Raw genomic sequence first — 22,609 nt, 5'->3', positions numbered from 1 at the left:
TTTCTGCATGAAAAAGGCTGGAGCTCTTGCGATAGGATGCGCGCTCTCCGTGGTGCTATGCGGCGCTGCGGAGTCGGGCGAGATCACCGCCAGCAGTGCTGCGGCGATGAATTTGGCAACCCTCCAACCTTTTGTGCCGCTCAGCTCGGAGGCCTTGCTCACCAGCGACGAGATCGTGGCGCTGGGCAAGCAGGGCCGCATCGAAATTCTTCCCGCGTCCGCCGCTGCCGGCCCGATCCGCCCGGAACGGACCAATTCGCCGGTTGCCGACTTCATCAACGGCGTCGAGTATAACCTGCGGCCCATCGACGTGTCGCAATATGGCGATTACAGCTTCGACGTGTTCTGGGAACAGTCGAAGTCGGTAAAGTGGGACATTCTTGCCCTCTATGGCGGCATCACCGTTTTCGGCATCAAGAATTGGGACTGGGGCACGTCGGGCTATCACTTCGAGAGCGAGGGGTGGTTCGGCACGGACACCAAGTATGGCGGCATGGATAAACTGGGCCATGCCTATACGGGCTACCTCGTCTCGCAGTATTTCACGCAGCGTATCGCGCATTCGGTGGACGATCCGAAAAATGCGGCCGTTACCGGCGCGCTGCTCGGCATGGGCTTCCAGACCTATATCGAGATTTTCGACGGTATCGCCGGCGAACACGGCTTCTCCTACGAGGACCTGATCGCCGACGGCGTGGGCGCCACTTTCTCCTTCCTGCGCAACACCGTTCCCGGCCTTGCCGACAAGCTCGACTACCGGATGGAATACTGGGGCGCCTCCGAATACCACGAGTGGAACCCGGCCACCGACTATGACGGCCAGCGCTACCTCCTGGCCCTGAAGCTGTCCGGCTTCGAAAGGCTGGACGACACGCCCCTGCGCTTCGCCGAACTGCAGGCGGGCTACTTTACTGAGGGTTATACCGACCAGACCCGCGCCGCCGGCGTCGAACCCTCGCGCAACCCTTATCTCGCGATCGGCCTGAACCTCAACGAACTGCTCGGCCAGGCGCCGGATGTCGCCGACACGCTGCCGGGCCTGGCCGCCACCACGGCCTTCACCTACTGGCAGCCGCCCTATACGTACATCGCCAGCGATAACCACAACTGACCTCGTGGGGCGGTGCCGTAAGCCGTGCGCGCCGGTGTTGCTTCAAGGCCAAGACAGGCAAACGACAGATGCTGCACATCACGCCGCGTCCGATGGGCAAGGCGAAGGCGCGGTCTGCCGCGCCGGCAACGGCCTGCGGCGCAGCGGCATCCTAACCGGCGATGGCAAGGTCCGCATGACCGCACAGCCGGGAGGCCGCATGGACAGGGAGGAGATCCGGCCGAAGTAAAGGCGCGGAGGCCTCACCTCCCGGCTTGGCTCTCCGCCAACCTGTCCACCAGCGTTTCCATGTCGCCCGCCTCGGCATTGGCGAAAGCGATGCGCAGATGGCGCTCCTGGCCGGGGCCGAACATCGAGCCGGGAAGGCACAGCAGGTCATGCTCGCCGGCTAGCCGCATCGCCACCTGCTTCGCCGTTTCGTCGGCGAAGGGATGGCGCACATAGGAAAACAGTGCTCCGGAGCTGATGAGCTCATATTTCAGCCCGTCACGCGCGAAGGCCCGGCGGAGCGCCGTGAGCCGCCCATGCATCGTGGCGATCTTCCCGCGCTTCCAGACCTCAAGCTGTTTAAGCGCAAAGAGCGCGGCGCGCTGCGAGATGTGGGTTGTGCAGATGGCGAGACAGTCCATGATCTTCTCGATCTCCGCCAGCACGCGGGTCGAGGCTGTGATGGCTCCGACGCGATAGCCCGTCATCGCATAGGCCTTGGAGAAGCTGTAGAGATGGATGAACGCCTCCTCCCAGCCATCGGTGGCGAAGATCGCGTGGGCCGGCTCGCCGCCGTCGCGGAAATCCTTGTAGGTCTCGTCGATGACCAGCGCGATGCCGCGGCTCCGCGCGAGATCGAACAGCGCCTTGATCGTTTCCGGCGCATAGATGGCGCCCGTCGGGTTGTTGGGCGTGCACAGCACGATGGCGCGGGTGCGCTCGTCGATCTGCTTGGCGGCCTCGGCCGGATCTGGCTCGCCGATGCCGGAGACGTAACGCGCCTCCACGCCCAGCATGCCGAGCCACATGGTGTGATTGAAGAAATAGGGCACGGGCAGGATGACGTTGTCGCCCGCCCTGGCGATCGCCATGATCGCCGCCGCAAAGGCCTGGTTGCAGCCGGCGGTGACGCAGACATTCTCCGCCGCCACCTTGCCCCTGTAGTCCGCCGAGAAATGCGAAGCGATCGCCTCCCGCAGTTCGGGAATGCCGAAGATGTCGGTATAGAGGCCGATGCCCGGCTCATGCGCGAGACGTGCCACCTCCGCGTCGAGCGCCTCTGCGCATGACCAGCTCGGCACCGCCTGGCACAGGTTCAAAAGCTTCCTGTTGCGCAGGCCCGGCCTGACCCAGCCTTGCGCTTCCATGATCGGCGGCGCCTCGACGCGGGCGATGGCAGGATTGACGGCATAGGTCATGATGGGGCACCAAGGGCTTGAAAATAGGGGTCTGTTCGGAATGTGCCGGGCCCCGCAAGGAGGTGCAAGCATGAAAGCGATCCGGATCGAGGCCACGGGCGGGCCCGAAGTGATGAAGCTCGTCGAGGTGGATGTGGGCAAGCCCGGCCCCGGCCAGGTCCGTGTGCGTCAGACGGCGGTGGGCCTCAACTATATCGACACTTATCACCGCACCGGTCTTTATTCCGTGCCGCTGCCATCAGGGATCGGGCTCGAAGCAGCGGGCGTGGTGGAAGAGCTGGGAGAAGGCGTCACGAGCCTCAAGGTGGGTGACCGCATCGCCTACGGCACGGGCCCCATCGGCGCCTATGCCGAGGTCCGCAACCTGCCGGCCAGCCGGGTGGTGAAGCTTCCGGCTTCGATCTCGGACGAGACGGCAGCCGGCATGATGCTGAAGGGCATGACGGCGCGCTACCTGCTGCGCGCCACTTACGTGGTGAAGCCGGGCGACACCATCCTGCTCCATGCCGCGGCGGGCGGTGTGGGCCTGATCATGAGCCAGTGGGCCAAGGCGCTGGGCGCCACGGTGATCGGCACCGTGGGGTCTGACGCCAAGGCGGCGATTGCCCGCGCCCATGGCTGCGACCACGTCATCAACTATTCGACCGAGGATACGGTGAAGCGCCTGCGCGAGCTGACCGGCGGCAAGGGCGTACCCGTTGTCTATGACGGCGTGGGCAAGGACACGATGATGATCTCGCTTGACTGCTTGGCGCCCCGCGGCATGTTCGTCAGCTTCGGCAATGCCTCGGGTCCCGTGCCGCCGCTCGACATGCTGCTGCTCTCCGCCAAGGGCTCGCTCTTCGCGACAAGGCCCACGCTGATGACCTACACCGCCTCCGATGCCGACCTGCAGGAGACCGCACAGGATCTCGTCAATGCCGTCGCCAGCGGCAAGGTGAAGATTCCGGTCAACCAGCGCTATGCGCTTGCCGACGCGGTCAAGGCGCATCGCGATCTCGAAAGCCGCAAGACCACGGGCGCCACGGTTCTGCTGCCGTGACGCGGAACCGGGCGGAGCGCTTGAGCAATGCGCTTCGCCACATCGACGGTCTGCTGGCGCGTGGCAGCATAAGCGAGGCAGAGGCACAGGCGCGTCAGCTTGTAAGGGAAAATCCGCTCTCTGCCCAAGCCCAGTTCATTCTGGGCATCGCCATCCAGTCGCAGGGCCGCTTCGAGCAGGCGGAGCCGCATTTCGCCCGCGCCGTGACGCTGGACGGGAAGAACGTCAACTATATTCTCAACTACGGCCTTTGCCTGCTCTCCATGGGCCGCGTGCCGGAGGCCGCAGCGCTTTACGGCAAGGCGCGCAGCGTGGCGCCGTCCAATGTCGACGCGATCTGGCGCAGCGGCTCCTTCCTCGCCCGCATCGGCCACATGGAGGAAGCACTCGCGGCCTTCTCGAAGGCGCTGGAGCGCGCGCCGGAGGGTGCGAAGCACGCGATCCGCCTCGAAGTGCTCGATTGCCTCCTCTCGCTCGGCCGCGTGGACGAGGCCCGCGCGCAGATCGAGCGCTTCATCGCCACCACGCCGCATCATGCGCGTTATCTCTGTCTCCTCGCCTCGATCGGCAAGCATGATGCGGAGTCGGACATGTTCGGCCGGGTGGGCCGGGAACTGGCGCGGCCCGATCTCCCGCCTGTCGACCGCAGCGACCTGATGGTGAGAAGGGGCGTGATGCTGCAGCAGAGCAAGCGCTACGACGAGGCCTTCGCCAGCTTCACCGAGGCCAAGCGGCTGCTGCGCGCGCCTTCCGTCACCGCCGCCTTCGCCCGCGAGGTCGATGCCCGCGTCGCGGCTTTCGATCAGGAGAGGCTGGGACGGCTGGCGGCAAAGTATGGCCGCAGCGGCTATCAGCCGGTCTTCGTCGTCGGCCTGCCGCGCTCAGGCACAACACTCGCCGCGCAGATCATTTCGGCGCACAGCCGTGCGGGCAATGCGGGCGAACTCGAGACCATGACTTATTGCGCCGCCAGGCTGGGGCAGGGCAGGCCGCTCTCCGGGATCGAGGCCTCGCTCGAACAGCTCGGCGACGACGGCGTGGCGGAAATAGCAGAGATCTATGAGGGCGCGATGCGCTACGTGGCGCCGGAGAAGGCGCTGGCGGTGGACAAGATGCCATTGAACTTCCGCTTCATCGGCGAAGCCGCGATCCTGTTCCCCAGGGCGCGCTTTGTGAACTGCACGCGCCACCCGGCCGACACTTTCATCTCGGCGCTGCAGACGGAGATGAACGCGGCGCATTCCTACAGCTACGACCCGGCCGGCTATGCCGCCTATCACCGTGAATACCGCCGCCTGATGGCGCATTGGGATGAGGTGCTGCCGGGCCGGGTCTTCCATCTCTCCTATGAGAGGTTGGTGTCGGATCCTGAGCCCGCCATCGCGGCGCTGCTCGATTATCTGGGCCTGCCGATGGAGGAAGCCTGCCTCCACCCCGAGCGCAATGCCGGCGCGGTGACCACCTTCAGCCGCCTGCAGGTGCGCTCCGGCATCAATACAAGCTCGGTGGCGCGCTGGAAACCCTATGAGCGCCACCTGAAGCCGATCCTGGAGAGCCGCTAGGAACCGCAGCGGCTGTTGCCGGCAGCGACCGCGCGCCATTCGGCGGAGCACTGCACGGTTGAGCACAGGAAGCCCGCCAGCGTGCGCGACGGCACGGCATGGGCGAGGTTGAGGGGCTGGCCGGCATTGTCATAGAGCGTGCTCACCACCATGCCGACGAGATCGCCATTCCCGTCGAACAAAGGACCGCCGGATTCGCCTTTCTGGGTCGAAAGCCGCAACACCATGGCGTCCGGGTAGCCGAATTTGGCGTCGGTGCCCGCATAATGCACGGCCTGGCCGAAACTTGCCGATTCGAATTCACCGAGACGGGCGGTATCGCCCTGGGCATGGGGTCGGCCGAGCGAATAAACGATGTTGCCCCTGGCGAGGCATTGGTTGTCGGCCGGCGTCACCGCCTTGCCGGAAAAGCTCCGGAGGCGGATGACGGCCATGTCATTGTCGGGCTTGATGGCGATCACTTCGCCCGAATAGACGCGGCCATTGGCGGCCTTGGCGGAAACCGTGTTGCCGACGCGCTTGCCGACATGGGCGGCCGTCATCACATAGCCTGATCCATCGGCCACGAAGCCCGAGCCAGAGGTGACCGGCGTGCCCTTGCGCGAGTCTTTCGAGACGTTGTCCGGCTTCGCCGGCTGCGACACGATCAGCGTGACGTAGGTTGGTCCCGAGCGGCGCACCAGGCTGGTGATCTGCTCGGTGCTGGCCACCGCCTCGCCCGGCGGCACGGAGGTCTGCTGCACATTGAAGTTACGGCTTTCGAGATCGACATTCGACGTCGATTCGCAGGCCGCCAGCGGCAGCGCCAAAAGGCTCAGGAAAATCAGGGTGCGAAGGGGAAGCAATGTCCGTCACTCTGGTTTATCGGCTGTATACCACAAAACAGGGCCGCAGAGTGGCCCTGATGTGCATTTCCCAAAATCGGCGGGCTGCTGAGGACAACACTCGTCCTGAAAAAAAGGAAAACGGCCTGCCGAAGCAGGCCGTCTCCCCTAGACGTGTTGTGGAGATTAGAAGCGCCAGACGGACACGAGGTCGATCGTCCAGTTGTCGTTGGAGCTCTCAATCTTATCACGAAGGCCTTCGGCCTCGGTGTCAACCTGGCCCGTGCGGGTGGTGGAGATGTCGGTCGTATACCACTCGCCTTCGAGGCCGATCGTCAGCTGGTCGACGGGGGTGTAGTACACACCGCCGAGCAGGGCCCAGGTGTCATAGTCGAAGCCGCTATACTTCCAAGGCGTTTCGGGGCCATCCTCCGTGGTGAACGTAGCGCCGTCGTGAGAGTCACCCTCACGATGCTTGTAGCCAGCGCCAAACTCGGCATGGACCGCGTCAGACAGGTTGGCGGTCGCCAGACCGGACACACCCCACCAGTCGTTGGTGATGGGGAAACTCTCGGTGATGTCGCCGCTGCTGTTGGTCTCCTGGAAGGGGCCATGACCCATGGCAGCCGCAAGCGAGAGGCTTGCGATGTCGCCCATGTTAAAGCCCACACCAGCGCCGATCTGCCACAGCGAATCGAGGTCGGCGTTATAGGCATAGGGCGTGTCCACCGAATACAAACCGAAATTGCCACGAGGGCCGGTCTTGCCGGAGAAGTTGTAGTCGTCTTCGTTGACGGTGCGGTACACGCCCGAGATTTCACCCGAGAAGCTGTCGCCCGTGTACTTGATCTCGCCGGCCGCGCCAAGGTTATTGCCCGAAGTGCCATCCTTACCCAAGCTGGCGTCTTCGATGGCGATCGCCATGGCGAACGGACCCGAAGCATAGCTGAGGCGCATCTGGGTGGTGTCACCCGGATCGAAGCCCACATCGGCGTTGTCCGTGTAGTAGCAGGTGCAGGCACCATCATAGCCGTAGCCGATGTTGCCCAGCGAACCCGAGTAACCGCCGCCAAGCGTCAGTTCCGGGGTCATGGCCCAGTAGCCCCAGGCCGTCTTCATATAGACGTCGGAGGTGCCGTTGCCGTTCAAGTCGGCGCGCATCTTGAGTTCGACGCCCACTTCACCCACAGCGGTGTCGGTGGTGGCGACCACGCGGAGCTGACCGCGCGACTTCACGTCCCAGTCATCGTCATTGTCGGCGGAGGACTTGTTGCTGGTCTGGAGCGCGTAACCGTCCCCACCGTCCTCATAGCGCTTGATCGTACGGTCGCCATCGTCGCCGGAATAGACGATCGCGGCACGGACATAGCCCGACCACGAGATGGTGGTGCCGGCCGGTGCATCGGCCGTAGGCATGACGGAGATGATGGTGGCGCGGTCATTGACGACACGGTCACGGTCAGAGCCGAGCATACCCGGCACCTGAAGGGCTTCACCCTTCGAAATGGCCAGCAGCTGATAGCCGGCCGGAACCGCCGGAGCGGTTTCCATCGCGGCGACGCGGGCGTTGAGAGCCTCGACCTGCGCCTTGAGGTCCTGCAGCTCGTCGGCGTGGGCGGCGGCGGCGGACACGGCAACCGCCGCACCAGCCATGAGCGCCATCTTCATAGTCTTCATTCTTGTTTCTCCCAAGTCTTGGAGTTGAGACGTCCCCCCATCCCCTGCAACCGGATCCGGAGGTCAATGCACGATCTGATCGGGCACGCGCCTGTTGTCTGCGCAAACGGGCGGCGGGTCAACGACCGCGATGGGGCTATGCCGGGAATTTTGGCGGCTGTTACTGCTTTGCCACAGTTTCGGGGGTGGAATGCCATATTGAAATCTATTACAGGCAACGATGCCGGGATGAAAAGGATTGCAGGCACCCCTTTTCATGTGAATGAATCGTCCGGGCGGTGCGACTCACCACAGAAACCGCGTAACCTGACCATAATGAGCGATCTCATCTCATATCTGAAGCCGCTGCGGTGGCTGGTGCACCTGCCGCTGGCCATCCTGCCATTCCTGGCGGCGGCAGTCATCGATGGGCCGAAACTCGGGCCGGAGATCGGCCGCCGCGTACAGGCGGCGCTGGCGGATGCGGGGCAAGGCTGGGCCAAGCCGATGGTGACCTTCCGCGACGTGGAGATTCGCGGCGAGGCCCCGGACAGGGCAGCGGTGGAGCGGGCGCGCGCCGCGGTGGCCGGCACCGAGGGCGTGCGCCACGTCGACATGCATGTGGGAGTCAGATCGCCATGATGCCGGCCTGGCTGGAAGATGCGCTGAACCTGTCGGGAACGCTGTTCCTGCTGCGCTTTCACTGGTTCTGGATGCTGGTGGCGCTGTGGCTCGGCGCCTGGGTGGGCTGGCGGATGGCCGGCGAGCCGCCGGACACGCCGCCGGACCCGGAGGAGGGCGGATCATGATCCATTATTATGCGGAGCTCGCCCTGTGGATGGCGGTGGTGTTCCTCGCCGGCTGCCCGCTGGGCGCCTTCGCCCGCTGGCTGAGCGACCGCTGGCGCCGGGGCCCCCGCGCGGGGGCCTGAGGGCGGCCCGCCCAGATCGGCAGGGGACGCGGCCTCCGGCGCGCAAGATGATCCGGGTCTAGGAAGTTGTCCCGTACCCGTCCACGGCCTTCAGCCAGCGATCTATGGCCGCAACGCTCTCCGGCTCGTCGAGGAAGGGCACGTGGCCGCGGTCCCTGACCGTGGCGGAGTCGAGCCGCCGGTGGCGCTGGTGCATGGCCGCGACGGTGGCCGGGCTTAGCAGGTCCGAATGTTCGCCGCGCAGCACCAGCGACGGCACATCGGCCATCACATCGAGCAGCGCCCAGAGTTCAGGCACCTGGCCGGCCTCGATTTGGGCGGCGCTGGGGAAATTCCGCGCCAGCGCCGGGTCATAGTCGGCGCGCGGTTTGCCGTTCACCTCGCGGTGGACGCGGCGCGCGAAGGCCAGCCATTCGTCCTCACTCAAGCTGCCGAAACCGGGGTTCGAAGATTTCAGCGCGGCGACGGCCGCGTCCCAGCCGGCGAAGCGCGGATCGGCGCCGAGATAGCTCCGGATACGGAGCAATCCGGCCTTGTCGATCTTCGGCCCGATGTCGTTGAAGACGACTCCCGCCATGCGCGGCAGCGCGCGGGCCGCCATCGCCATGGCGCAAATGCCGCCGCGCGACGTGCCGATGATGGCGAAGCGATCGATGCCCAGCGAGTCGAGCACATGCAGCGTGTCCGCCACTTCCTGGTCCGGCCGGTAGGTGGCCGGATCGGCACGGCCGGAGCGGCCGCGGCCGCGGAAGTCGAAGGCCAGCACGCGGCGCGTCTCCGCCAGCCGTGGCGCGATCGTCTCGAAATCCCTGGAATTGCGCGTGAGCCCGGGCAGGCAGACGATGGGCGCCAGGTCCTTGCGGTCCGCCGCGTAGTCCCGCGCATAGAGTTGCGTGCCGTCGGCGGCCGGAACCAGGTGCTCCGCGTAGTCCATGCCTCAGTTGCAGCCGCCGATCAGCGATGCGATCGAGGCCTTGGCGCAGCCGCCCGTGGTCGAGCCCGCCGCCGGTTCGGCGGCCCCGGTTGTGCCATCGGCCGACGGAGCAGTGGAGGCGGCGTCGAGGCTGCCGGTGCGCGCGCCGCGCATAAGGTCCGCCGTCATCGGCCGCACTGTCTTGGGCGCGAGGCGCGACCGGTAGACGTGCAGGTTCTGCATCACCTTCTGCACATATTGGCGGGTTTCCTGGAAGGGGATGGATTCGACCCAGTCGATGGGGTCCACCTGGCCGGCGCGGAAGTCGCCATATTCCTTGATCCACTCGCGCGACCGGCGGGGACCCGCGTTGTAGGATACGAGTGTGAGCACATAGGAGCCGTCGTGATCGGCGACGAGGTCGCCGAGATGGGCCGCACCCAGCGTGACGTTGACAACGGGGTCCATCAGCTGCGAGGGGTTGTATTTGATGCCATGCTGCTTGGCGATGAGCTTCGCGGTGCCCGGCATGATCTGCATCAGGCCCTGCGCGCCAACCTTCGAGCCGGCGTTGGGGTTGAACTCGCTCTCCTGACGCGCCAGCGCGAAGACCAGCGGCTTCTCGACGGGCTTGCCCACCCGCTTCCAGCCGGGAAGCGCCCGCACCGGATAGCCCCACGAGTCGATGTCGACGTTCTGCTGTGCCGCCGCCTTGGCAAGGCGCACGGCCATGCTGGCGCCGCCGGCATCCCAGACGATGGAGGCGGCGGCATTCATCTCGTCGGCCGTATCGAAGCGGTTGGCGAAGGACCACAGGAACATGTAAAGGTCGTTCTGCGTGCCTGCCTGCTCCATGATCTTGAAGGCGCGAACCACCTCATCCTTGTTGACCTTGGCCTCCGCCGCGCTGGAGGCCTTGCCGCTCTCGATTTCCTCCGGCACCTTGCCCAGACCGATCTTCTCGCGCGCCAGCTGGCCGTAATAGGTGGTGGAATAGGCCGAGGCTTCCTTGTAGGCGGCCTTGGCATTGCCCTTGTCGCCCATCGCCTCATGGGCGCGGCCCGTCCAGTAGCCCGCGCGGGCCTTCTCGCTGCGCGACGGCGCGATCTGGCCCAGGCGCTGGAAGTGGCCCAGCGCCGTCTGCGGGTCGTTCAGGTGGCGCAGCGCGATCCAGCCGGCGAGGAACTCTCCCTCCACCGCCCCGTCGCCATTCTCGAAGCCATGGGCGGCGGCGATCTTGTAAGCGGCCCTGCGCGCCGGCTTCGGATCGTCGAGGCCGATCGAGCGGCGCGCCACGATGCGGCGCTCGACCCACCAGGCCTCGGCGTCGCCCATCTTGCCGGCGTCACCCGGCACGGTGAGCAGCACGTCGCGCGCCTTGGCGTATTTTTCGTTCACGCGATAGTAGCGGGCGAGCGCATAGCGCATGCCCAGCTGGCCGCGCATGCCGGAGGAGAGGCCGCCATAGAGCTTGTCGGCGCCTTTCTCGCCGCGCACCAGCTTCTGCGCCACGGCGGCGGCCTTCTGGTACTCCGCCGGCAGGCGCTTCGACACGCGGATCGCCGCATTGGTTTCCAGCGCATAGACGAGGCGCCACATGCGGCGCTTGTTGTCGTCCGCCGTCAGCAGCTCGCCGAATTCCGAGGAGACCTGCTTTTCGAGTTCGGCGGTGGCTTCGGGGTCTGCCCACACTTTCTGCACCTGAGCGCGCGCACCCGGCATATCGCCCGTCGCGACGAGGGCGCGCGCCAGCGCCAGCGAGCCCTCGTCAGTGACGGGTTTCCTCTTGGCGAAGTGCTGAAGGATCAGCTCGGGTGGTTCGTTGTTGACATAGAGCGAGCGCTCGGCGCGCTTGAGCAGGGCCTCCGACAGCGGCCACTTGGGCGCGGTGTCGAGGAAGGCGATGATGCGCTGGTAGCCCGCGTCATTGGGGCGGTCGCGCAGGAAGATCAGCTCCACGAGCTTGATCGCCGCGGGGTCGTCCGAGCGCTGCGCCGCCTCGCCCGCCGCCGCGAAGTCGCCGCCGAGCGCCAGCTTCGCCGCCTCGATCGCCGCCGGGGAAGGCTCGGAGGCGGCCAGCACCACGCTGGACTGCAACACGAATCCGGGCGCCACCAGCGCTGTGGTGGCGGCAATCGCGATCAGGCTGATGCGCAGGAAGCGGCTGATACCCATGAACGATCCAATCAATCCCTTGATCTTCGAGAAGCGCCGCTAGGGGGCAATTGTGCCCTTAGCATGGCCTGCCCGGAGGCTCCATCGGCGCTTGCCGCTCTGCGGCGATGCGTCTATGGTGCCGCGCCGTTTGCGGGCTGGCGGTGAAACCGGTCTCAAACTAGCCCGCCATGGTTTCCAACTTCTTACCTTCAAGTCTTTTCCGGAGCAGTCCCGTGCAGTTGAGAGGTTCCTTCCCCGCGCTTATCACCCCCATTCAGGATGGCAAGGTTGACGAGGCGGCGTTCAGGAAATTCGTGAATTGGCAGATCGAGCAGGGCTCTCATGGCCTTGTTCCCGTAGGTACCACGGGCGAGAGCCCGACGCTTGACCCCGATGAACACAAGCGCGTGATCGAGGTCTGCATCGAGGAGGCGCGCGGCCGCGTGCCCGTCGTCGCCGGCACGGGTTCGAATTCGACCGCCGAGGCGATCGACTACACGCGGCACGCCAAGGAAGCCGGCGCCGATGCTGCCCTGGTGGTTGTTCCCTATTACAACAAGCCCACCCAGGACGGCCTCTACGCGCATTTCCGGGCGATTGCCGATGCGGTGGATATTCCGGTCATTGTCTACAACGTGCCGGGCCGAACGGTGGCCAACATCTCGGTCGAGACGCTGGCGAGGCTGTCGCACGACTGCAGAAACATCATCGGCACCAAAGACGCGTCGGCCGACCTCACCAGGCCCTCGCGTCAGCGGCTCGCTTCGGGCAAGGATTTCATTCAGCTTTCGGGCGAGGATGGCACGGCGCTGGGGTTCAATGCCCATGGCGGCGTGGGCTGCATCTCGGTCACGGCCAATGTGGCGCCGCGCCTCTGCGCCGAGTTCCAGGAGGCGACGCTGAAGGGCGACTATGCCAAAGCACTGCAGATGCAGGACCGGCTGATGCCGCTGCATCATGCGATGTTCGTGGAGACGAGCCCCGGCCCTGTGAAGTATGCCGCGAGTCTCCTGGGTCTCTGCACGCCCGAAGCGCGGCTTCCCATGGTGCCCGTGGCCGAATCGACCAGGAAGACGGTGCGCGAGGCGATGATCCACGCGGGACTGTTGAACTGAGATGAGTTCCAAGGGCGGCGGCGCCAAGGCGTCGCGCAAGCAAGAGGGCATCAAGGTCGTCTCCGACAATCGCCGCGCCCGCTTCGACTACGAGATCCTGCAGGCCTTCGAGGCTGGAATCGAGCTTAAAGGTTCAGAGGTTAAATCGTTGCGCACCGGCCACACCAACCTGGCCGAGGCCTACGCCGCGATGAAGGGGGGCGAGCTCTGGCTCATCAATTCCAACATTCCGGAATACCGCGAGGCCAACCGCTTCAACCATGAGCCCAAGCGGCCCAGGAAACTGCTCCTCCACAAGTCCGAGATCAACAAGCTCTCAGCCGGCGTGCTGAAGGAGCACCTGACCATCATTCCGCTCAAGATGTTCTTCAACCCGAGAGGGCGCGTGAAGGTCGACATTGCGCTGGCCCGCGGCAAGAAGCTGCACGACAAGCGCGAGACGATCAAGGAACGCTCATGGGACCGTGAGCGGGCGCGTCTGATGCGCGGGAAAGGCTGAATTCGGGCGACATGGTTTTCATGCAGCATCTGCAAGGCCGCAGGATGCCGAACGTCGATCTTGAGGCCACCTCGGGTTCGCCCGTCAATCCGGCGCGCATCCAGGGCCCGGCGGTGATATTCTGCTATCCCTTCACCGGCAGGCCCGGCTATCCGAACCCGCCGAACTGGGACCACATCAAGGGTGCGCACGGCTCGACGCCGCAGGCGCTGGCCTATTCGAATCTCTATGGCGAATTTCGCCGGCTTGGCGTCAAGCTGTTCGGGCTCAGCATGCTGACGGCCGAATGGCAGCAGGACTTCGTGGCGCGCAATTCGCTCAGCTACCGGCTGCTGTCGGATCACGGCCGCCTGTTCCAGTCGCGCCTCGGCCTTCCCATGTTCGAAACCGGCGGCGGGCTCTATCTTCAGCGCATCACTTTCATCCTGAATGACGGTGTCGTCTCCTCCGTGCGCTTTCCCGTGACGGAGCCGGAGAGAGATGCCGTCGAGGTGCTGGCGGCGCTGATGTAGGGCGCAACTCGCGGGAGCAAGCTCTCATCCGGCCTGCCGGCTCCCTTCTCCCGTTGGCTTGCCCAACCGGAGAAGGAGATGGAGCCGCGAGTCCTTCCCCCGTTGCGGCACGCAATGGGACAAAACGCCCAAAGGGCGGATGAGGGCTCTCACAACGAGTCGAGATACTCCCGCACGCGCCCGAACACAGCCCTGAACATCTTCTGCGTCAGCACGCCTGTATTCGTGTTGTAGCGCGAGCAGTGATAGCTGTCGAAGAGGCGCACGTCCCCGATCTGGTGTTCGCATCCGTGCGAGAAGGGATGAGCCGACTTCTTCGCCGTGAGTGCGGTGAGCACTCCGTCATGCGCGATGCGGCCCAGCGCCACGACGGCCTTCAGCCGCGGGAGCGCATCCATCCGTGCACGGAGGAAGCCGTTGCAATTCTTGATCTCGATGGGCAGCGGCTTGTTCTGCGGCGGCACGCAGCGCACGGCATTGGCGATCATCGTGCCGGAAAGCGTCAGACCGTCCTTGGGGTCAGCGCGGAACACGCCCTTGGCAAACCCGAAATGGATGAGCGTTCCATAGAGCAGTTCGCCCGCATAGTCGCCGGTGAAGGGGCGGCCCGTGCGGTTCGCGCCGGCAACGCCTGGTGCAAGTCCGGCGATCAGAAGCCGCGCATCATCTCCGCCGAAGGCCGGCACCGGCGCATTGAACCAGTCCGGGTGCAGCTTGCGCTGCTCGTGCCGGTATTGGACGAGGCGCGGGCAGAGCGGGCAGTCGCGGCCAGGCTCATCGCCCCTTGAATCAGATATCGGCAAAGTCCTCGAAGCTCTCGCGCGGGGCTGCAGGCGCCGGGCGCTCGCGGCGCTCCGACGGGTCGCGGCCGATCTCGTCCTTGAGGTCGGCCAGGTCGATGAACTGATCCGTCTGGCGGCGCAGTTCGTCGGCGATCATCGGCGGCCTCGTGGTGAGGGTTGAGACCACCGTCGCCCGGCGGCCCTTGGCCTGCACCGCGGCGACCAGCGAGCGGAAGTCGCCATCGCCCGAAAACAGCACGATGTGGTCGAGCTGATCGCACAGCTGCATCGCATCCACCGCCAGTTCGATGTCCATGTTGCCCTTCACCTTGCGGCGGCCCATGGCGTCGGTGAATTCCTTTGCCGGCTTGGTGACGACGCGGTAGCCATTGTAGTCCAGCCAGTCGATCAGCGGCTTGATCGGCGAATACTCGGCATCGTCCAGCAGTGCTGTGTAATAGATGGCGCGGACCAGCCGCGCGCGCTTACGGAAGTAGCCGAGCAGGCGCTTGTAGTCGATATCGAAGCCGAGCGTCTTGGCGGTGGCGTAAAGGTTGGACCCATCGATGAACAGAGCAACGCGCTCGTCCGGGTAAAAATGCATGAATGAAAACTCCTGGCCGTGTATGTGTTCGAGTATGTAACCGATTTAGACAGCCAGCCAACCCCGCTCAAGCAAAATGATTCTCGTGGCACTCGGCGCCAATAGCGACGGCCCCTGGGGCACACCGCGCGCTGCGGTGGAAAAAGCGCTGCGCCATCTCGACCAGGGCGGCGTCACGCTGCGGCGCGCGTCACGCCTCCTGGTGACGGCGCCCTTCGGCGTCACCGGCCAGCCGGATTTCGTGAATGCCGTTGCGGAAGTGGAGACGGCGCTTTCGCCCGAGGACCTGCTGGCGCGGCTCCATGCGATCGAGCGCGAGGCTGGCCGCGTGCGCACACTGCGCTGGGGCCCGCGCACGCTGGACCTCGACCTTCTCGATTATCGCGGCCTTGTCCGCACGGAGCGGCCGCCGGTGCTGCCGCACCCCGGCATTGCCGAGCGTATATTCGTACTGGCCCCCATCGCGGAGATCGCGCCCCGCTGGCGTCACCCCGTAATGCATCTCACCGCAAGTGAGATGCTGGAAAAGCTCGATCATCACGGCGAAGGCCGCCTGCTCTGAACGGCCTGCGTTCACTATCTGTTCCAAAACGAACAAGATTTCGTCAGCGATAACGCTCCCTTAACCTAACCAAGCCATTTTTGCATGTGTCAGTTTGTTCTGGAGTTCGGGGCATGTCGTCCAAACTTTGCTTTACCGCCTGGTCCTCTTTCGCCCGGCCGCAGTTTCTGGTTTCCGCCACCGCCGCTGTCATGCTCACCGCCTGCTCCGCGGACACGGAGCGTTTCGCGTCGAACCCTTCAGACGCCGACCCGGTCTACACCGCCAGCGTGCCGAAGAATGTGAATGCTTCCAATGTCGGCACCACGGACATGGGCGTGTCCTCGAAGCCGCTCACCGGCGCCGCGTCGCAGCCGCCCACCTACGATTACTCCAGGTCCTACAAGGCCCCGCAGTATCGCCCGCCGGCAGCGCCCGCGGTTGCGGCCGCCGCGCCTGCCACTGGCGGCACCGTCACGGTCGGCCCCGGCATGACGCTCTACTCGGTCGCCCGCGCCAACGACCTTTCGGTGGCCGAGCTCGCGGCGGCGAACGGCATCCAGGCGCCTTACTCGGTGCACACCGGCCAGGTGCTGAAGCTGCCGGGTGGCGCTGGCGCGCCGCGCGTCGCCTCGCAGAACGCCATCCCGCCGGACAACACCAGCTTCGCCGAGCCCTCGGCCACGCCAATCGCGCCGAAGCCCGGAACTCCCGCCGCCGCCGCCAAGCCGTTCAAGGCCGGCCCGTCGGTCGCCGCCACCTCCAACAGCGGGATGCACACGGTCGCAACTGGCGAAACGCTGTTCTCGCTTGGCCGCCAGTACGGCATGTCGCCCTATGCCATCGCCGATGCCAACGGCCTGCCGCACAACGCGCAGCTGGTGCTGGGCCAGAAGGTGCGCATTCCTGCCGGCGGCGAGGCTGCTCCGGCCGTTGCTGCCGCAAAGACCGCAGCACCCAAGGCCGCCACTGCGGCTTCCGGCGACATGCCTGCCGCCACGGGCGAGGAGGGCGCGGGCCAGAAGACCGCGGCGGCCAGCACTCCCGCACCCGCGCCGGAGCCGATCCCCGGCACGGGCGCCGCCGCCACCACGCCGCCGCCCGAAGCCGGTGGCCAGCCGGTGGCCGAAGGCGCGCCCATTGCCGGAGCCCCCGGCATGCGCTGGCCGGTGCGCGGCAAGATCATCTCGGGCTTCGGCCCCAAGGCCAATGGCTTGAAGAACGAAGGCATCAACATCGCGGTGCCGGAAGGCACCTCGATCCGCGCCGCGGCGGATGGCGTCGTCGCCTATTCGGGCAACGAGCTGAAGGGCTATGGCAACCTCGTTCTCATCCGCCACGAGGAAGGCTATGTGACGGCCTATGCCCACGCCAGCGAGCTCTTCGTCAAGCGCGGCGACACGGTGAAGCGCGGCGATGTGATCGCCAAGGCCGGCCAGACTGGCGCCGTCTCCAGCCCGCAGCTTCACTTCGAAGTGCGCAAGGGTGCGGTGGCGCTGGACCCGATGAAATTCCTCTCGCAGAACACCGCGTCCACGAACTGATTTTGGTCCCAAGCTGAACTGGAGGCCCGGGCGTTAAGTTCCGGGCCTCTTGTTTTTGCGCGGCGTTGCGCCATGCTCTTCCGCTCGCAGGGGAGCATGGCCATGATCACGGTGTGGGGGCGGCGCAATTCCGTCAATGTGCAGAAGGTGCTGTGGGCGCTGGAGGAGCTGGACGTGCCCTACACCCGCGAAAACGCCGGCGGCAGCTTCGGCGGCAACAAGGATGCCGATTTCCTCGCCATGAACCCCATGGGCCTCGTGCCGGTGATCCGCGATGGCGATGTCACCATGTTCGAGTCCAACGCCATCGTCCGCTGGCTCGCGGCGCGTTACCGCGACGGACTGCTGCGGCCCAAGGACCCGAAGGGCCTTGCGATGGCGGAACAGTGGATGGAATGGGCGCAGGTCAATGTCGGGCCTGCCGTGGGCACGTTGCAGATGAACCTGGTGCGCAGCCCGCCCGAGAAGCGCGATCACGCCGCCGTTGCAGCGGCCACCGAGCGCACGAGGGAGCTTGTGAATATTGCCGACCAGTGGATCGCCCGGCATGACTGGTTCGCAGGCCGCGACTTCAGCTTCGCCGACATCGTGATGGGCGCTCTGTTCTGGCGCTACACGGGGTTCGACATTGCAAGACCCGTAACGCCCCACCTTGATGAATGGCTTGACGCGCTCCAGTTGCGCGACCCATTCCGCCGCGCCGTGATGGCCGTGCCGCGTGCGAAGTATTTGGCGGATTGGAACAGGATCGAGATGGAGACGGGTTAGGCATCCCGCCAGCAGAAAGAGCGGGACTTGCCTGGCGGCTTACGCCACGCCCTTGTCGGCCATCAGCTGTTTCAGCTCGCCCGACTGGAACATCTCCATCATGATGTCCGAGCCGCCCACGAACTCGCCCTTGACGTAGAGCTGCGGAATGGTGGGCCAGTTGGTGTAGTCCTTGATGCCCTGGCGCAGTTCGGCCGAGTCGAGCACGTTGACGCCCTTGAAGGGCACGCCCAGGTGCTGGAGGATCTGCACCGAGCGGCCGGAGAAGCCGCACATCGGCATGTCCGGAGTGCCCTTCATGAACAGCACGACGTCGTTGGACTTCACTTCGTTGTCGATTTCCTTGGCGATGTCGGTCATGGATCAATCCTCTGGGGTGCTGGTCTGGAGTGCGAGTGCATGCAGCTCGCCGCCCATGCGGCCCTTGAGGGCGGCATAGACCATCTGGTGCTGCTGCACGCGGGATTTGCCCTTGAAGGCGGCGGAGACAACGTTGGCGGCGTAATGGTCGCCGTCGCCCGCGAGGTCGCGGATGGTGACGGCGGCATCGGGCAGCGCCTCCTTGATGAAGCGTTCGATGTCGGTGGCGGACATGCCCATGGAAAATTCCCCTTAAAGCTCGCCCGCCATATAGGCCGGGAACCAGCCGTCATGCGCCGCGCGCAATTCGGCAACAGTTATAGAGGGGCCGCCGGAGATCTTCAATGTCGCCTCGGACGTCACGGTTCCAACCTGCGCCACCGCAACCCCGGCCTTGCCCGCCTCGGCGAGCAGCACGGCGGCGTTGTTCGGGCGGGTGGTGACGACGTAGCGCGCCTGGTCCTCGCCGAAGAGCTGTTCGTGGGTGAGGGCGGAGAGCGCGGCGCCCAGGCCGGACGCCATGGCCATCTCGATCACCGCGAGCGCGAGGCCGCCGTCGGACACGTCATGCACGGCGGTGAGCTGGCCGGTGCGGATCAGCTTGCGGACGAAATCGCCATTCTTCTTTTCGACGCCCAAATCGACCGGCGGCGGGGCGCCCTCTTCCTTGCCCAGCACCTCGCGGAGATAGATCGACTGGCCGAGGTGGCTGCCATGGCAGCCCACCAGCAGGATCGCGTCGTCCGCGTTCTTGAACGCGATGGTCGCCATGGTGTCGAGGTCGGCAATGAGGCCGATGCCGCCGATCGCCGGCGTGGGCAGGATGGCCTGGCCGTTGGTCTCGTTGTAGAGCGAGACATTGCCGGAGACGATGGGGAAGGCGAGCGCATTGCAGGCTTCCGACAGGCCTTTGATGGCATGCACGAACTGGCCCATGATCTCGGGCCGCTCGGGGTTGCCGAAGTTCAGGTTGTCGGTGATGGCGATGGGGTCGGCCCCCACCGCCGTCAGGTTGCGCCAGCATTCGGCGACGGCCTGCTTGGCCCCCTCTAAAGGATCGGCCTCGACATAGCGGGGTGTGACATCGGTCGACACCGCGATGGCCTTCTTGCCCCTGATGCGCACAACGCCAGCATCGCCGCCCGGAATCTGCGCGGTGTTGGAGCCGATGAGGCTGTCATACTGTTCCCACACCCACCGCCTCGAGCACATGTCGGGCGAGCCCACGATCTTGAGGATGGCGGCTTTCAGGTCATTGGGGGCAGGCACATCCTTCAGCACCGGCTGGGTCTTCGGCGGCACCCACGGGCGGTCATATTCCGGGGCCTCATCGCCCATCTGTTTGATGGGGAGATCGGCCATCACCTGGCCCCTGTGCTTGATCACGAAGCGCAGCGTGCCGGTGGTCTTGCCGACGATGGCGAAGTCGAGGCCCCATTTGCGGAAGATGGCCTCGGCCTCCTTCTCACGCGACGGGTCGAGCACCATCAGCATGCGCTCCTGGCTCTCGGACAGCATCATCTCATAGGCCGTCATGCCCGCCTCGCGGCAGGGCACGCGATCGAGGTCCAACTCGATGCCGAGATCGCCCTTGGCGCCCATCTCGACGGCAGACGAGGTGAGGCCCGCCGCACCCATGTCCTGGATGGCGATGACGGCGCCGGAGGCCATCAGCTCGAGGCAGGCTTCGAGCAGGCACTTCTCGGTGAATGGGTCGCCGACCTGCACGGTGGGGCGCTTCTCCTCCGCGTGATCGTCGAACTCGGCGGAGGCCATGGTGGCGCCGTGGATGCCGTCACGCCCCGTCTTGGCGCCGAGATAGACGACGGGGAGGCCCACGCCCTTTGCCTTGGAATAGAAGATCGAGTCGGCGCGCGCGAGGCCCACCGCCATGGCGTTCACGAGGATATTGCCATTGTAGCGCGGGTGGAAGTTCACCTCCCCGCCGATGGTCGGCACGCCGAAGGAATTGCCATAGCCGCCGATGCCGTGGACGACGCCGGAGACGAGGTGGCGCGTCTTCGGGTGCGAGGGCTCGCCGAAGCGCAGCGCGTTCATCGCCGCGATGGGCCGCGCCCCCATGGTGAAGACGTCGCGCAGGATGCCGCCCACGCCGGTCGCCGCGCCCTGATAGGGCTCGATGAAGGAGGGGTGGTTGTGGCTCTCCATCTTGAACACGATGGCATCGCCGTCGCCGATGTCGATGACGCCCGCATTCTCGCCCGGGCCCTGGATGACGTGCCGCCCCGTTGTCGGCATGGTCTTCAGCCACTTCTTCGACGACTTGTAGGAACAATGCTCGTTCCACATGGCCGAGCAGATGCCGAGCTCGGTCAGCGTCGGCTCGCGCCCCAAGAGCTTCACGAAGCGCTCATATTCATCGGGCTTCAGGCCGTGCTGCTTTACGAGGTCCGGGGTGATCTTGGTGTCGTGGGGAAGCGTCATGGGCGGGTTCTACGGCCTCGGTTCAGCATTCTCAATTCCCCTCTTTCCGTCACCGCGGCGAAAGCCGGGGTCCAGCTTTGGGCGGCAACCGCGTGGACGGAAAGCTGGGTCCCGGCTTTCGCCAAGATGACACCAGCGAACTAGGCCGCCAGCAGGCTCTCGAACAGCGGCCTGCAGTCGGTCTTGCCGTGCAGCGGTTCGATCATGTTCTCCGGATGCGGCATCATGCCGATGACGGTGCCGGCTTCATTCATGATGCCAGCAATGTCGTTCAAGGCCCCGTTCGGATTGGTGTTTTCGGCGTAGCGGAAGACCACGCGGTTATCGCCCTCAAGGCGCTTCAGCGTGTCGGGGTCGCAGATGTAATTGCCCTCGCCGTGGGCGACGGGGCAGGAGACCACCGCGCCCTTCGCCAGCCTGTTGGTGAAGAAGGTCCGGTTGTTCTCGACCTTCAGCTTCACCCGGCGGCAGACGAAGCGCAGGTCCTTGTTGCGCACCAGCACGCCGGGCAGGAGTCCCGCCTCGGTGATGATCTGGAAGCCGTTGCAGACGCCCAGAACCTTGAGCCCCTTCAAGGCCTTGGCTCGAATGTCTTGCATGATGGGTGAACGCGCGGCGATGGCCCCGCAGCGGAGATAATCGCCATAGGAGAAGCCGCCGGGCACGACCACGAGGTCGACCTTGGGAAGCTCCGTCTCGGTATGCCAGACGGAGACGGGCCTGGTCCCCGTGACGCTCTCGAGCGCCAGCATCATGTCGCGCTCGCGGTTGATGCCGGGGAAGACGACAACGGCGGATTTCATCTTAAGCGAGCTCGATGTCGTAGTTCTCGATCACGGTGTTGGCGATGAGCTTCTCGCACATGGCCTTCGCCTGCTCCCTGGCCTTGGCGTGATCGGTTTCGGCCAGCTCGATCTCGAAATACTTGCCCTGGCGGACCTCGCCCACGCCGCCGAAGCCCAAGTGCCCCAGCGCCCCCTCGATGGCTTTTCCCTGGGGGTCCAGCACGCCGGTCTTGAGCGTGACCTTGATCTTCGCCCTCATCAGTGCAAATCCGTTTTCACCAGCTTGGGCTTGGAGCGTTCGGGCTTCTCGCCGTCGGCGATGATGCCTAAGCGGCGGGCCACTTCCTGATAGGCTTCGACCAGGCCGCCCATGTCGCGGCGGAAACGGTCCTTGTCGAGCTTGTCCTGGGTTTTGATGTCCCACAACCGGCAGGAATCGGGGCTGATCTCGTCGGCCAGCACGATGCGCATCATGTCGTTCTCGTAAAGCCTGCCGAACTCGACCTTGAAGTCGACGAGCTTGATGCCGATCCCCAGGAAGAGGCCCGACAGGAAGTCGTTGATGCGGATCGCCATGTGCATCATGTCGTCGATTTCCTGGGGCGAGGCCCAGTTGAACGCGGTGATGTGCTCCTCGGAGACCATCGGGTCGCCGAGCTGGTCGTTCTTGTAATAAAATTCGATGATGGAGCGGGGAAGCGGCGTGCCTTCCTCGATGCCGAGGCGCTTGGCCAGCGACCCGGCGGCGACGTTGCGCACGACGACCTCGAGCGGCACGATCTCGACCTCGCGGACGAGCTGCTCGCGCATGTTGAGCGAGCGCAGGAAATGGGTGGGGATGCCGAGCTCGTTGAGGCGGGTGAAGATGAACTCGGAAATGCGCTGGTTGAGCACGCCCTTGCCCTCGATCACCGCCTTTTTCTGGGCGTTGAAGGCGGTGGCGTCATCCTTGAAGTGGACGATGATGGTGCCGGGCTCCGGGCCTTCATAGAGGATCTTGGCCTTGCCCTCGTAAATCCGGGTGCGCCTGCTGTTCATCTGAAATATCCTCA

General features: G+C 65.2%; 25 protein-coding genes. 12 read left to right on the top strand and 13 right to left on the bottom strand.

Going from position 1 to position 22,609, the window contains the following annotated elements:
- Positions 1 to 7: 7 nt before the first annotated feature.
- A complete protein-coding gene (locus tag IOC82_RS06490) occupies positions 8 to 1,111 on the top strand; it encodes a DUF2279 domain-containing protein (protein ID WP_290545369.1) in 1,104 nt (367 codons plus the stop codon).
- A gap of 242 nt (positions 1,112 to 1,353) precedes the next feature.
- On the opposite strand, the gene IOC82_RS06485 is transcribed toward IOC82_RS06490, so the two are convergent.
- Positions 1,354 to 2,517 (bottom strand): aminotransferase, encoded by a 1,164-nt coding sequence (locus IOC82_RS06485; RefSeq protein ID WP_290545368.1) that lies wholly within the window; start codon positions 2,515 to 2,517, stop codon positions 1,354 to 1,356.
- A gap of 70 nt (positions 2,518 to 2,587) precedes the next feature.
- Between IOC82_RS06485 and IOC82_RS06480 the strand changes: the two genes are divergently transcribed.
- Positions 2,588 to 3,559: a quinone oxidoreductase gene (locus IOC82_RS06480; protein WP_290545367.1), complete on the top strand. Its 972-nt coding sequence runs from the start codon at positions 2,588 to 2,590 to the stop codon at positions 3,557 to 3,559.
- Between the two features lie 20 nt (positions 3,560 to 3,579).
- On the top strand, positions 3,580 to 5,121 hold the full coding sequence (locus IOC82_RS06475; protein ID WP_290545366.1) for a sulfotransferase: 1,542 nt from the start codon (positions 3,580 to 3,582) through the stop codon (positions 5,119 to 5,121).
- Here the strand turns inward: IOC82_RS06475 and IOC82_RS06470 are convergent.
- A complete protein-coding gene (locus IOC82_RS06470) occupies positions 5,118 to 5,966 on the bottom strand; it encodes a serine protease (RefSeq protein ID WP_290545365.1) in 849 nt (282 codons plus the stop codon). The genes IOC82_RS06475 and IOC82_RS06470 overlap by 4 nt on opposite strands.
- Before the next feature lie 165 nt (positions 5,967 to 6,131).
- Positions 6,132 to 7,622 (bottom strand): hypothetical protein, encoded by a 1,491-nt coding sequence (locus IOC82_RS06465; RefSeq protein ID WP_290545364.1) that lies wholly within the window; start codon positions 7,620 to 7,622, stop codon positions 6,132 to 6,134.
- Between the two features lie 315 nt (positions 7,623 to 7,937).
- Between IOC82_RS06465 and IOC82_RS06460 the strand changes: the two genes are divergently transcribed.
- From IOC82_RS06460 to IOC82_RS06450, 3 genes are read left to right on the top strand one after another with little or no spacing between them, the layout of a single operon-like run.
- The gene (locus IOC82_RS06460) at positions 7,938 to 8,243 is read left to right on the top strand and encodes a BON domain-containing protein (protein WP_290545363.1); all 306 of its coding nucleotides are present in this window, start codon (positions 7,938 to 7,940) and stop codon (positions 8,241 to 8,243) included.
- On the top strand, positions 8,240 to 8,410 hold the full coding sequence (locus IOC82_RS06455; RefSeq protein ID WP_290545362.1) for a hypothetical protein: 171 nt from the start codon (positions 8,240 to 8,242) through the stop codon (positions 8,408 to 8,410). The genes IOC82_RS06460 and IOC82_RS06455 overlap by 4 nt, the downstream gene beginning before the upstream one ends.
- Positions 8,407 to 8,532 (top strand): hypothetical protein, encoded by a 126-nt coding sequence (locus IOC82_RS06450; RefSeq protein WP_290545361.1) that lies wholly within the window; start codon positions 8,407 to 8,409, stop codon positions 8,530 to 8,532. Before IOC82_RS06455 ends, IOC82_RS06450 begins: the two co-directional genes overlap by 4 nt.
- A 58-nt stretch (positions 8,533 to 8,590) precedes the next feature.
- Here the strand turns inward: IOC82_RS06450 and IOC82_RS06445 are convergent, their stop codons facing one another.
- Positions 8,591 to 9,466, bottom strand: coding sequence for an alpha/beta hydrolase (locus IOC82_RS06445; protein WP_290545360.1), 876 nt, complete (start codon positions 9,464 to 9,466; stop codon positions 8,591 to 8,593).
- A gap of 3 nt (positions 9,467 to 9,469) precedes the next feature.
- On the bottom strand, positions 9,470 to 11,620 hold the full coding sequence (locus IOC82_RS06440) for a lytic transglycosylase domain-containing protein (protein ID WP_290545359.1): 2,151 nt from the start codon (positions 11,618 to 11,620) through the stop codon (positions 9,470 to 9,472).
- A gap of 170 nt (positions 11,621 to 11,790) precedes the next feature.
- On the opposite strand from IOC82_RS06440, the gene dapA reads away from it, so the two are divergent.
- From dapA to IOC82_RS06425, 3 genes are read left to right on the top strand one after another with little or no spacing between them, the layout of a single operon-like run.
- The gene (dapA, locus tag IOC82_RS06435) at positions 11,791 to 12,717 is read left to right on the top strand and encodes a 4-hydroxy-tetrahydrodipicolinate synthase (RefSeq protein WP_290545358.1); all 927 of its coding nucleotides are present in this window, start codon (positions 11,791 to 11,793) and stop codon (positions 12,715 to 12,717) included.
- Position 12,718: 1 nt separating this feature from the next.
- Positions 12,719 to 13,216, top strand: coding sequence for an SsrA-binding protein SmpB (gene smpB / locus IOC82_RS06430; protein ID WP_290545357.1), 498 nt, complete (start codon positions 12,719 to 12,721; stop codon positions 13,214 to 13,216).
- A 44-nt stretch (positions 13,217 to 13,260) separates the two neighbouring features.
- Positions 13,261 to 13,728 carry a redoxin domain-containing protein gene (locus tag IOC82_RS06425; protein ID WP_290545356.1) on the top strand — a complete coding sequence of 156 codons (468 nt, stop codon included), beginning with the start codon at positions 13,261 to 13,263 and terminating at the stop codon, positions 13,726 to 13,728.
- Positions 13,729 to 13,877: 149 nt separating this feature from the next.
- On the opposite strand, the gene IOC82_RS06420 is transcribed toward IOC82_RS06425, so the two are convergent.
- The gene (locus IOC82_RS06420) at positions 13,878 to 14,531 is read right to left on the bottom strand and encodes a uracil-DNA glycosylase (RefSeq protein ID WP_290545355.1); all 654 of its coding nucleotides are present in this window, start codon (positions 14,529 to 14,531) and stop codon (positions 13,878 to 13,880) included.
- Positions 14,518 to 15,114 carry an NYN domain-containing protein gene (locus IOC82_RS06415; RefSeq protein WP_290545354.1) on the bottom strand — a complete coding sequence of 199 codons (597 nt, stop codon included), beginning with the start codon at positions 15,112 to 15,114 and terminating at the stop codon, positions 14,518 to 14,520. The genes IOC82_RS06420 and IOC82_RS06415 overlap by 14 nt, the downstream gene beginning before the upstream one ends.
- Before the next feature lie 76 nt (positions 15,115 to 15,190).
- Between IOC82_RS06415 and folK the strand changes: the two genes are divergently transcribed.
- The 3 genes from folK (at position 15,191) to IOC82_RS06400 (ending at position 17,967) form a co-directional block, all read left to right on the top strand.
- The gene (folK, locus tag IOC82_RS06410) at positions 15,191 to 15,676 is read left to right on the top strand and encodes a 2-amino-4-hydroxy-6-hydroxymethyldihydropteridine diphosphokinase (protein WP_290545353.1); all 486 of its coding nucleotides are present in this window, start codon (positions 15,191 to 15,193) and stop codon (positions 15,674 to 15,676) included.
- Positions 15,677 to 15,789: 113 nt separating this feature from the next.
- On the top strand, positions 15,790 to 17,199 hold the full coding sequence (locus tag IOC82_RS06405) for a peptidoglycan DD-metalloendopeptidase family protein (protein WP_290545352.1): 1,410 nt from the start codon (positions 15,790 to 15,792) through the stop codon (positions 17,197 to 17,199).
- A 102-nt stretch (positions 17,200 to 17,301) separates the two neighbouring features.
- Positions 17,302 to 17,967 (top strand): glutathione S-transferase family protein, encoded by a 666-nt coding sequence (locus IOC82_RS06400; protein ID WP_290545351.1) that lies wholly within the window; start codon positions 17,302 to 17,304, stop codon positions 17,965 to 17,967.
- Positions 17,968 to 18,006: 39 nt separating this feature from the next.
- Here the strand turns inward: IOC82_RS06400 and grxD are convergent, their stop codons facing one another.
- The 6 genes from grxD to purC all read right to left on the bottom strand — a co-directional run bounded on the left by grxD (position 18,007) and on the right by purC (position 22,595).
- Positions 18,007 to 18,327 carry a Grx4 family monothiol glutaredoxin gene (gene grxD, locus IOC82_RS06395; protein WP_290545350.1) on the bottom strand — a complete coding sequence of 107 codons (321 nt, stop codon included), beginning with the start codon at positions 18,325 to 18,327 and terminating at the stop codon, positions 18,007 to 18,009.
- A 3-nt stretch (positions 18,328 to 18,330) separates the two neighbouring features.
- Positions 18,331 to 18,567 (bottom strand): BolA family protein, encoded by a 237-nt coding sequence (locus tag IOC82_RS06390; protein WP_290545349.1) that lies wholly within the window; start codon positions 18,565 to 18,567, stop codon positions 18,331 to 18,333.
- 12 nt (positions 18,568 to 18,579) lie between these two features.
- On the bottom strand, positions 18,580 to 20,772 hold the full coding sequence (gene purL, locus IOC82_RS06385) for a phosphoribosylformylglycinamidine synthase subunit PurL (protein WP_290545348.1): 2,193 nt from the start codon (positions 20,770 to 20,772) through the stop codon (positions 18,580 to 18,582).
- A gap of 140 nt (positions 20,773 to 20,912) precedes the next feature.
- On the bottom strand, positions 20,913 to 21,575 hold the full coding sequence (gene purQ / locus IOC82_RS06380) for a phosphoribosylformylglycinamidine synthase subunit PurQ (RefSeq protein WP_290545347.1): 663 nt from the start codon (positions 21,573 to 21,575) through the stop codon (positions 20,913 to 20,915).
- 1 nt (position 21,576) lies between these two features.
- On the bottom strand, positions 21,577 to 21,819 hold the full coding sequence (purS, locus tag IOC82_RS06375) for a phosphoribosylformylglycinamidine synthase subunit PurS (RefSeq protein WP_290545429.1): 243 nt from the start codon (positions 21,817 to 21,819) through the stop codon (positions 21,577 to 21,579).
- Positions 21,816 to 22,595: a phosphoribosylaminoimidazolesuccinocarboxamide synthase gene (purC, locus tag IOC82_RS06370; protein ID WP_290545346.1), complete on the bottom strand. Its 780-nt coding sequence runs from the start codon at positions 22,593 to 22,595 to the stop codon at positions 21,816 to 21,818. Before purC ends, purS begins: the two co-directional genes overlap by 4 nt.
- Between the last annotated feature and the right edge of the window lie 14 nt (positions 22,596 to 22,609).

Source organism: Aestuariivirga sp. (assembly GCF_020252395.1).
Lineage (GTDB): Bacteria > Pseudomonadota > Alphaproteobacteria > Rhizobiales > Aestuariivirgaceae > Aestuariivirga.
Note: the sequence above shows the minus strand (reverse complement) of the source record. Positions and strands in the feature narration are given on the sequence as shown.

What these genes read in the sequence shown, in the direction of transcription:
- folK (WP_290545353.1), top strand. Translation starts at nt 15,191, where the DNA reads ATGATTCTCGTGGCACTCGGCGCCAATAGCGACGGCCCCTGGGGCACA.
- IOC82_RS06440 (WP_290545359.1), bottom strand. Translation starts at nt 11,620, where the DNA reads ATGGGTATCAGCCGCTTCCTGCGCATCAGCCTGATCGCGATTGCCGCC.
- IOC82_RS06425 (WP_290545356.1), top strand. Translation starts at nt 13,261, where the DNA reads ATGCCGAACGTCGATCTTGAGGCCACCTCGGGTTCGCCCGTCAATCCG.
- grxD (WP_290545350.1), bottom strand. Translation starts at nt 18,327, where the DNA reads ATGACCGACATCGCCAAGGAAATCGACAACGAAGTGAAGTCCAACGAC.
- IOC82_RS06450 (WP_290545361.1), top strand. Translation starts at nt 8,407, where the DNA reads ATGATCCATTATTATGCGGAGCTCGCCCTGTGGATGGCGGTGGTGTTC.
- IOC82_RS06485 (WP_290545368.1), bottom strand. Translation starts at nt 2,517, where the DNA reads ATGACCTATGCCGTCAATCCTGCCATCGCCCGCGTCGAGGCGCCGCCG.
- IOC82_RS06490 (WP_290545369.1), top strand. Translation starts at nt 8, where the DNA reads ATGAAAAAGGCTGGAGCTCTTGCGATAGGATGCGCGCTCTCCGTGGTG.
- IOC82_RS06465 (WP_290545364.1), bottom strand. Translation starts at nt 7,622, where the DNA reads ATGAAGACTATGAAGATGGCGCTCATGGCTGGTGCGGCGGTTGCCGTG.
- IOC82_RS06415 (WP_290545354.1), bottom strand. Translation starts at nt 15,114, where the DNA reads ATGCATTTTTACCCGGACGAGCGCGTTGCTCTGTTCATCGATGGGTCC.
- IOC82_RS06445 (WP_290545360.1), bottom strand. Translation starts at nt 9,466, where the DNA reads ATGGACTACGCGGAGCACCTGGTTCCGGCCGCCGACGGCACGCAACTC.
- purL (WP_290545348.1), bottom strand. Translation starts at nt 20,772, where the DNA reads ATGACGCTTCCCCACGACACCAAGATCACCCCGGACCTCGTAAAGCAG.
- dapA (WP_290545358.1), top strand. Translation starts at nt 11,791, where the DNA reads ATGGTTTCCAACTTCTTACCTTCAAGTCTTTTCCGGAGCAGTCCCGTG.
- IOC82_RS06400 (WP_290545351.1), top strand. Translation starts at nt 17,302, where the DNA reads ATGATCACGGTGTGGGGGCGGCGCAATTCCGTCAATGTGCAGAAGGTG.
- smpB (WP_290545357.1), top strand. Translation starts at nt 12,719, where the DNA reads ATGAGTTCCAAGGGCGGCGGCGCCAAGGCGTCGCGCAAGCAAGAGGGC.
- IOC82_RS06455 (WP_290545362.1), top strand. Translation starts at nt 8,240, where the DNA reads ATGATGCCGGCCTGGCTGGAAGATGCGCTGAACCTGTCGGGAACGCTG.
- IOC82_RS06390 (WP_290545349.1), bottom strand. Translation starts at nt 18,567, where the DNA reads ATGGGCATGTCCGCCACCGACATCGAACGCTTCATCAAGGAGGCGCTG.
- purQ (WP_290545347.1), bottom strand. Translation starts at nt 21,575, where the DNA reads ATGAAATCCGCCGTTGTCGTCTTCCCCGGCATCAACCGCGAGCGCGAC.
- IOC82_RS06480 (WP_290545367.1), top strand. Translation starts at nt 2,588, where the DNA reads ATGAAAGCGATCCGGATCGAGGCCACGGGCGGGCCCGAAGTGATGAAG.
- IOC82_RS06405 (WP_290545352.1), top strand. Translation starts at nt 15,790, where the DNA reads ATGTCGTCCAAACTTTGCTTTACCGCCTGGTCCTCTTTCGCCCGGCCG.
- purC (WP_290545346.1), bottom strand. Translation starts at nt 22,595, where the DNA reads ATGAACAGCAGGCGCACCCGGATTTACGAGGGCAAGGCCAAGATCCTC.
- IOC82_RS06460 (WP_290545363.1), top strand. Translation starts at nt 7,938, where the DNA reads ATGAGCGATCTCATCTCATATCTGAAGCCGCTGCGGTGGCTGGTGCAC.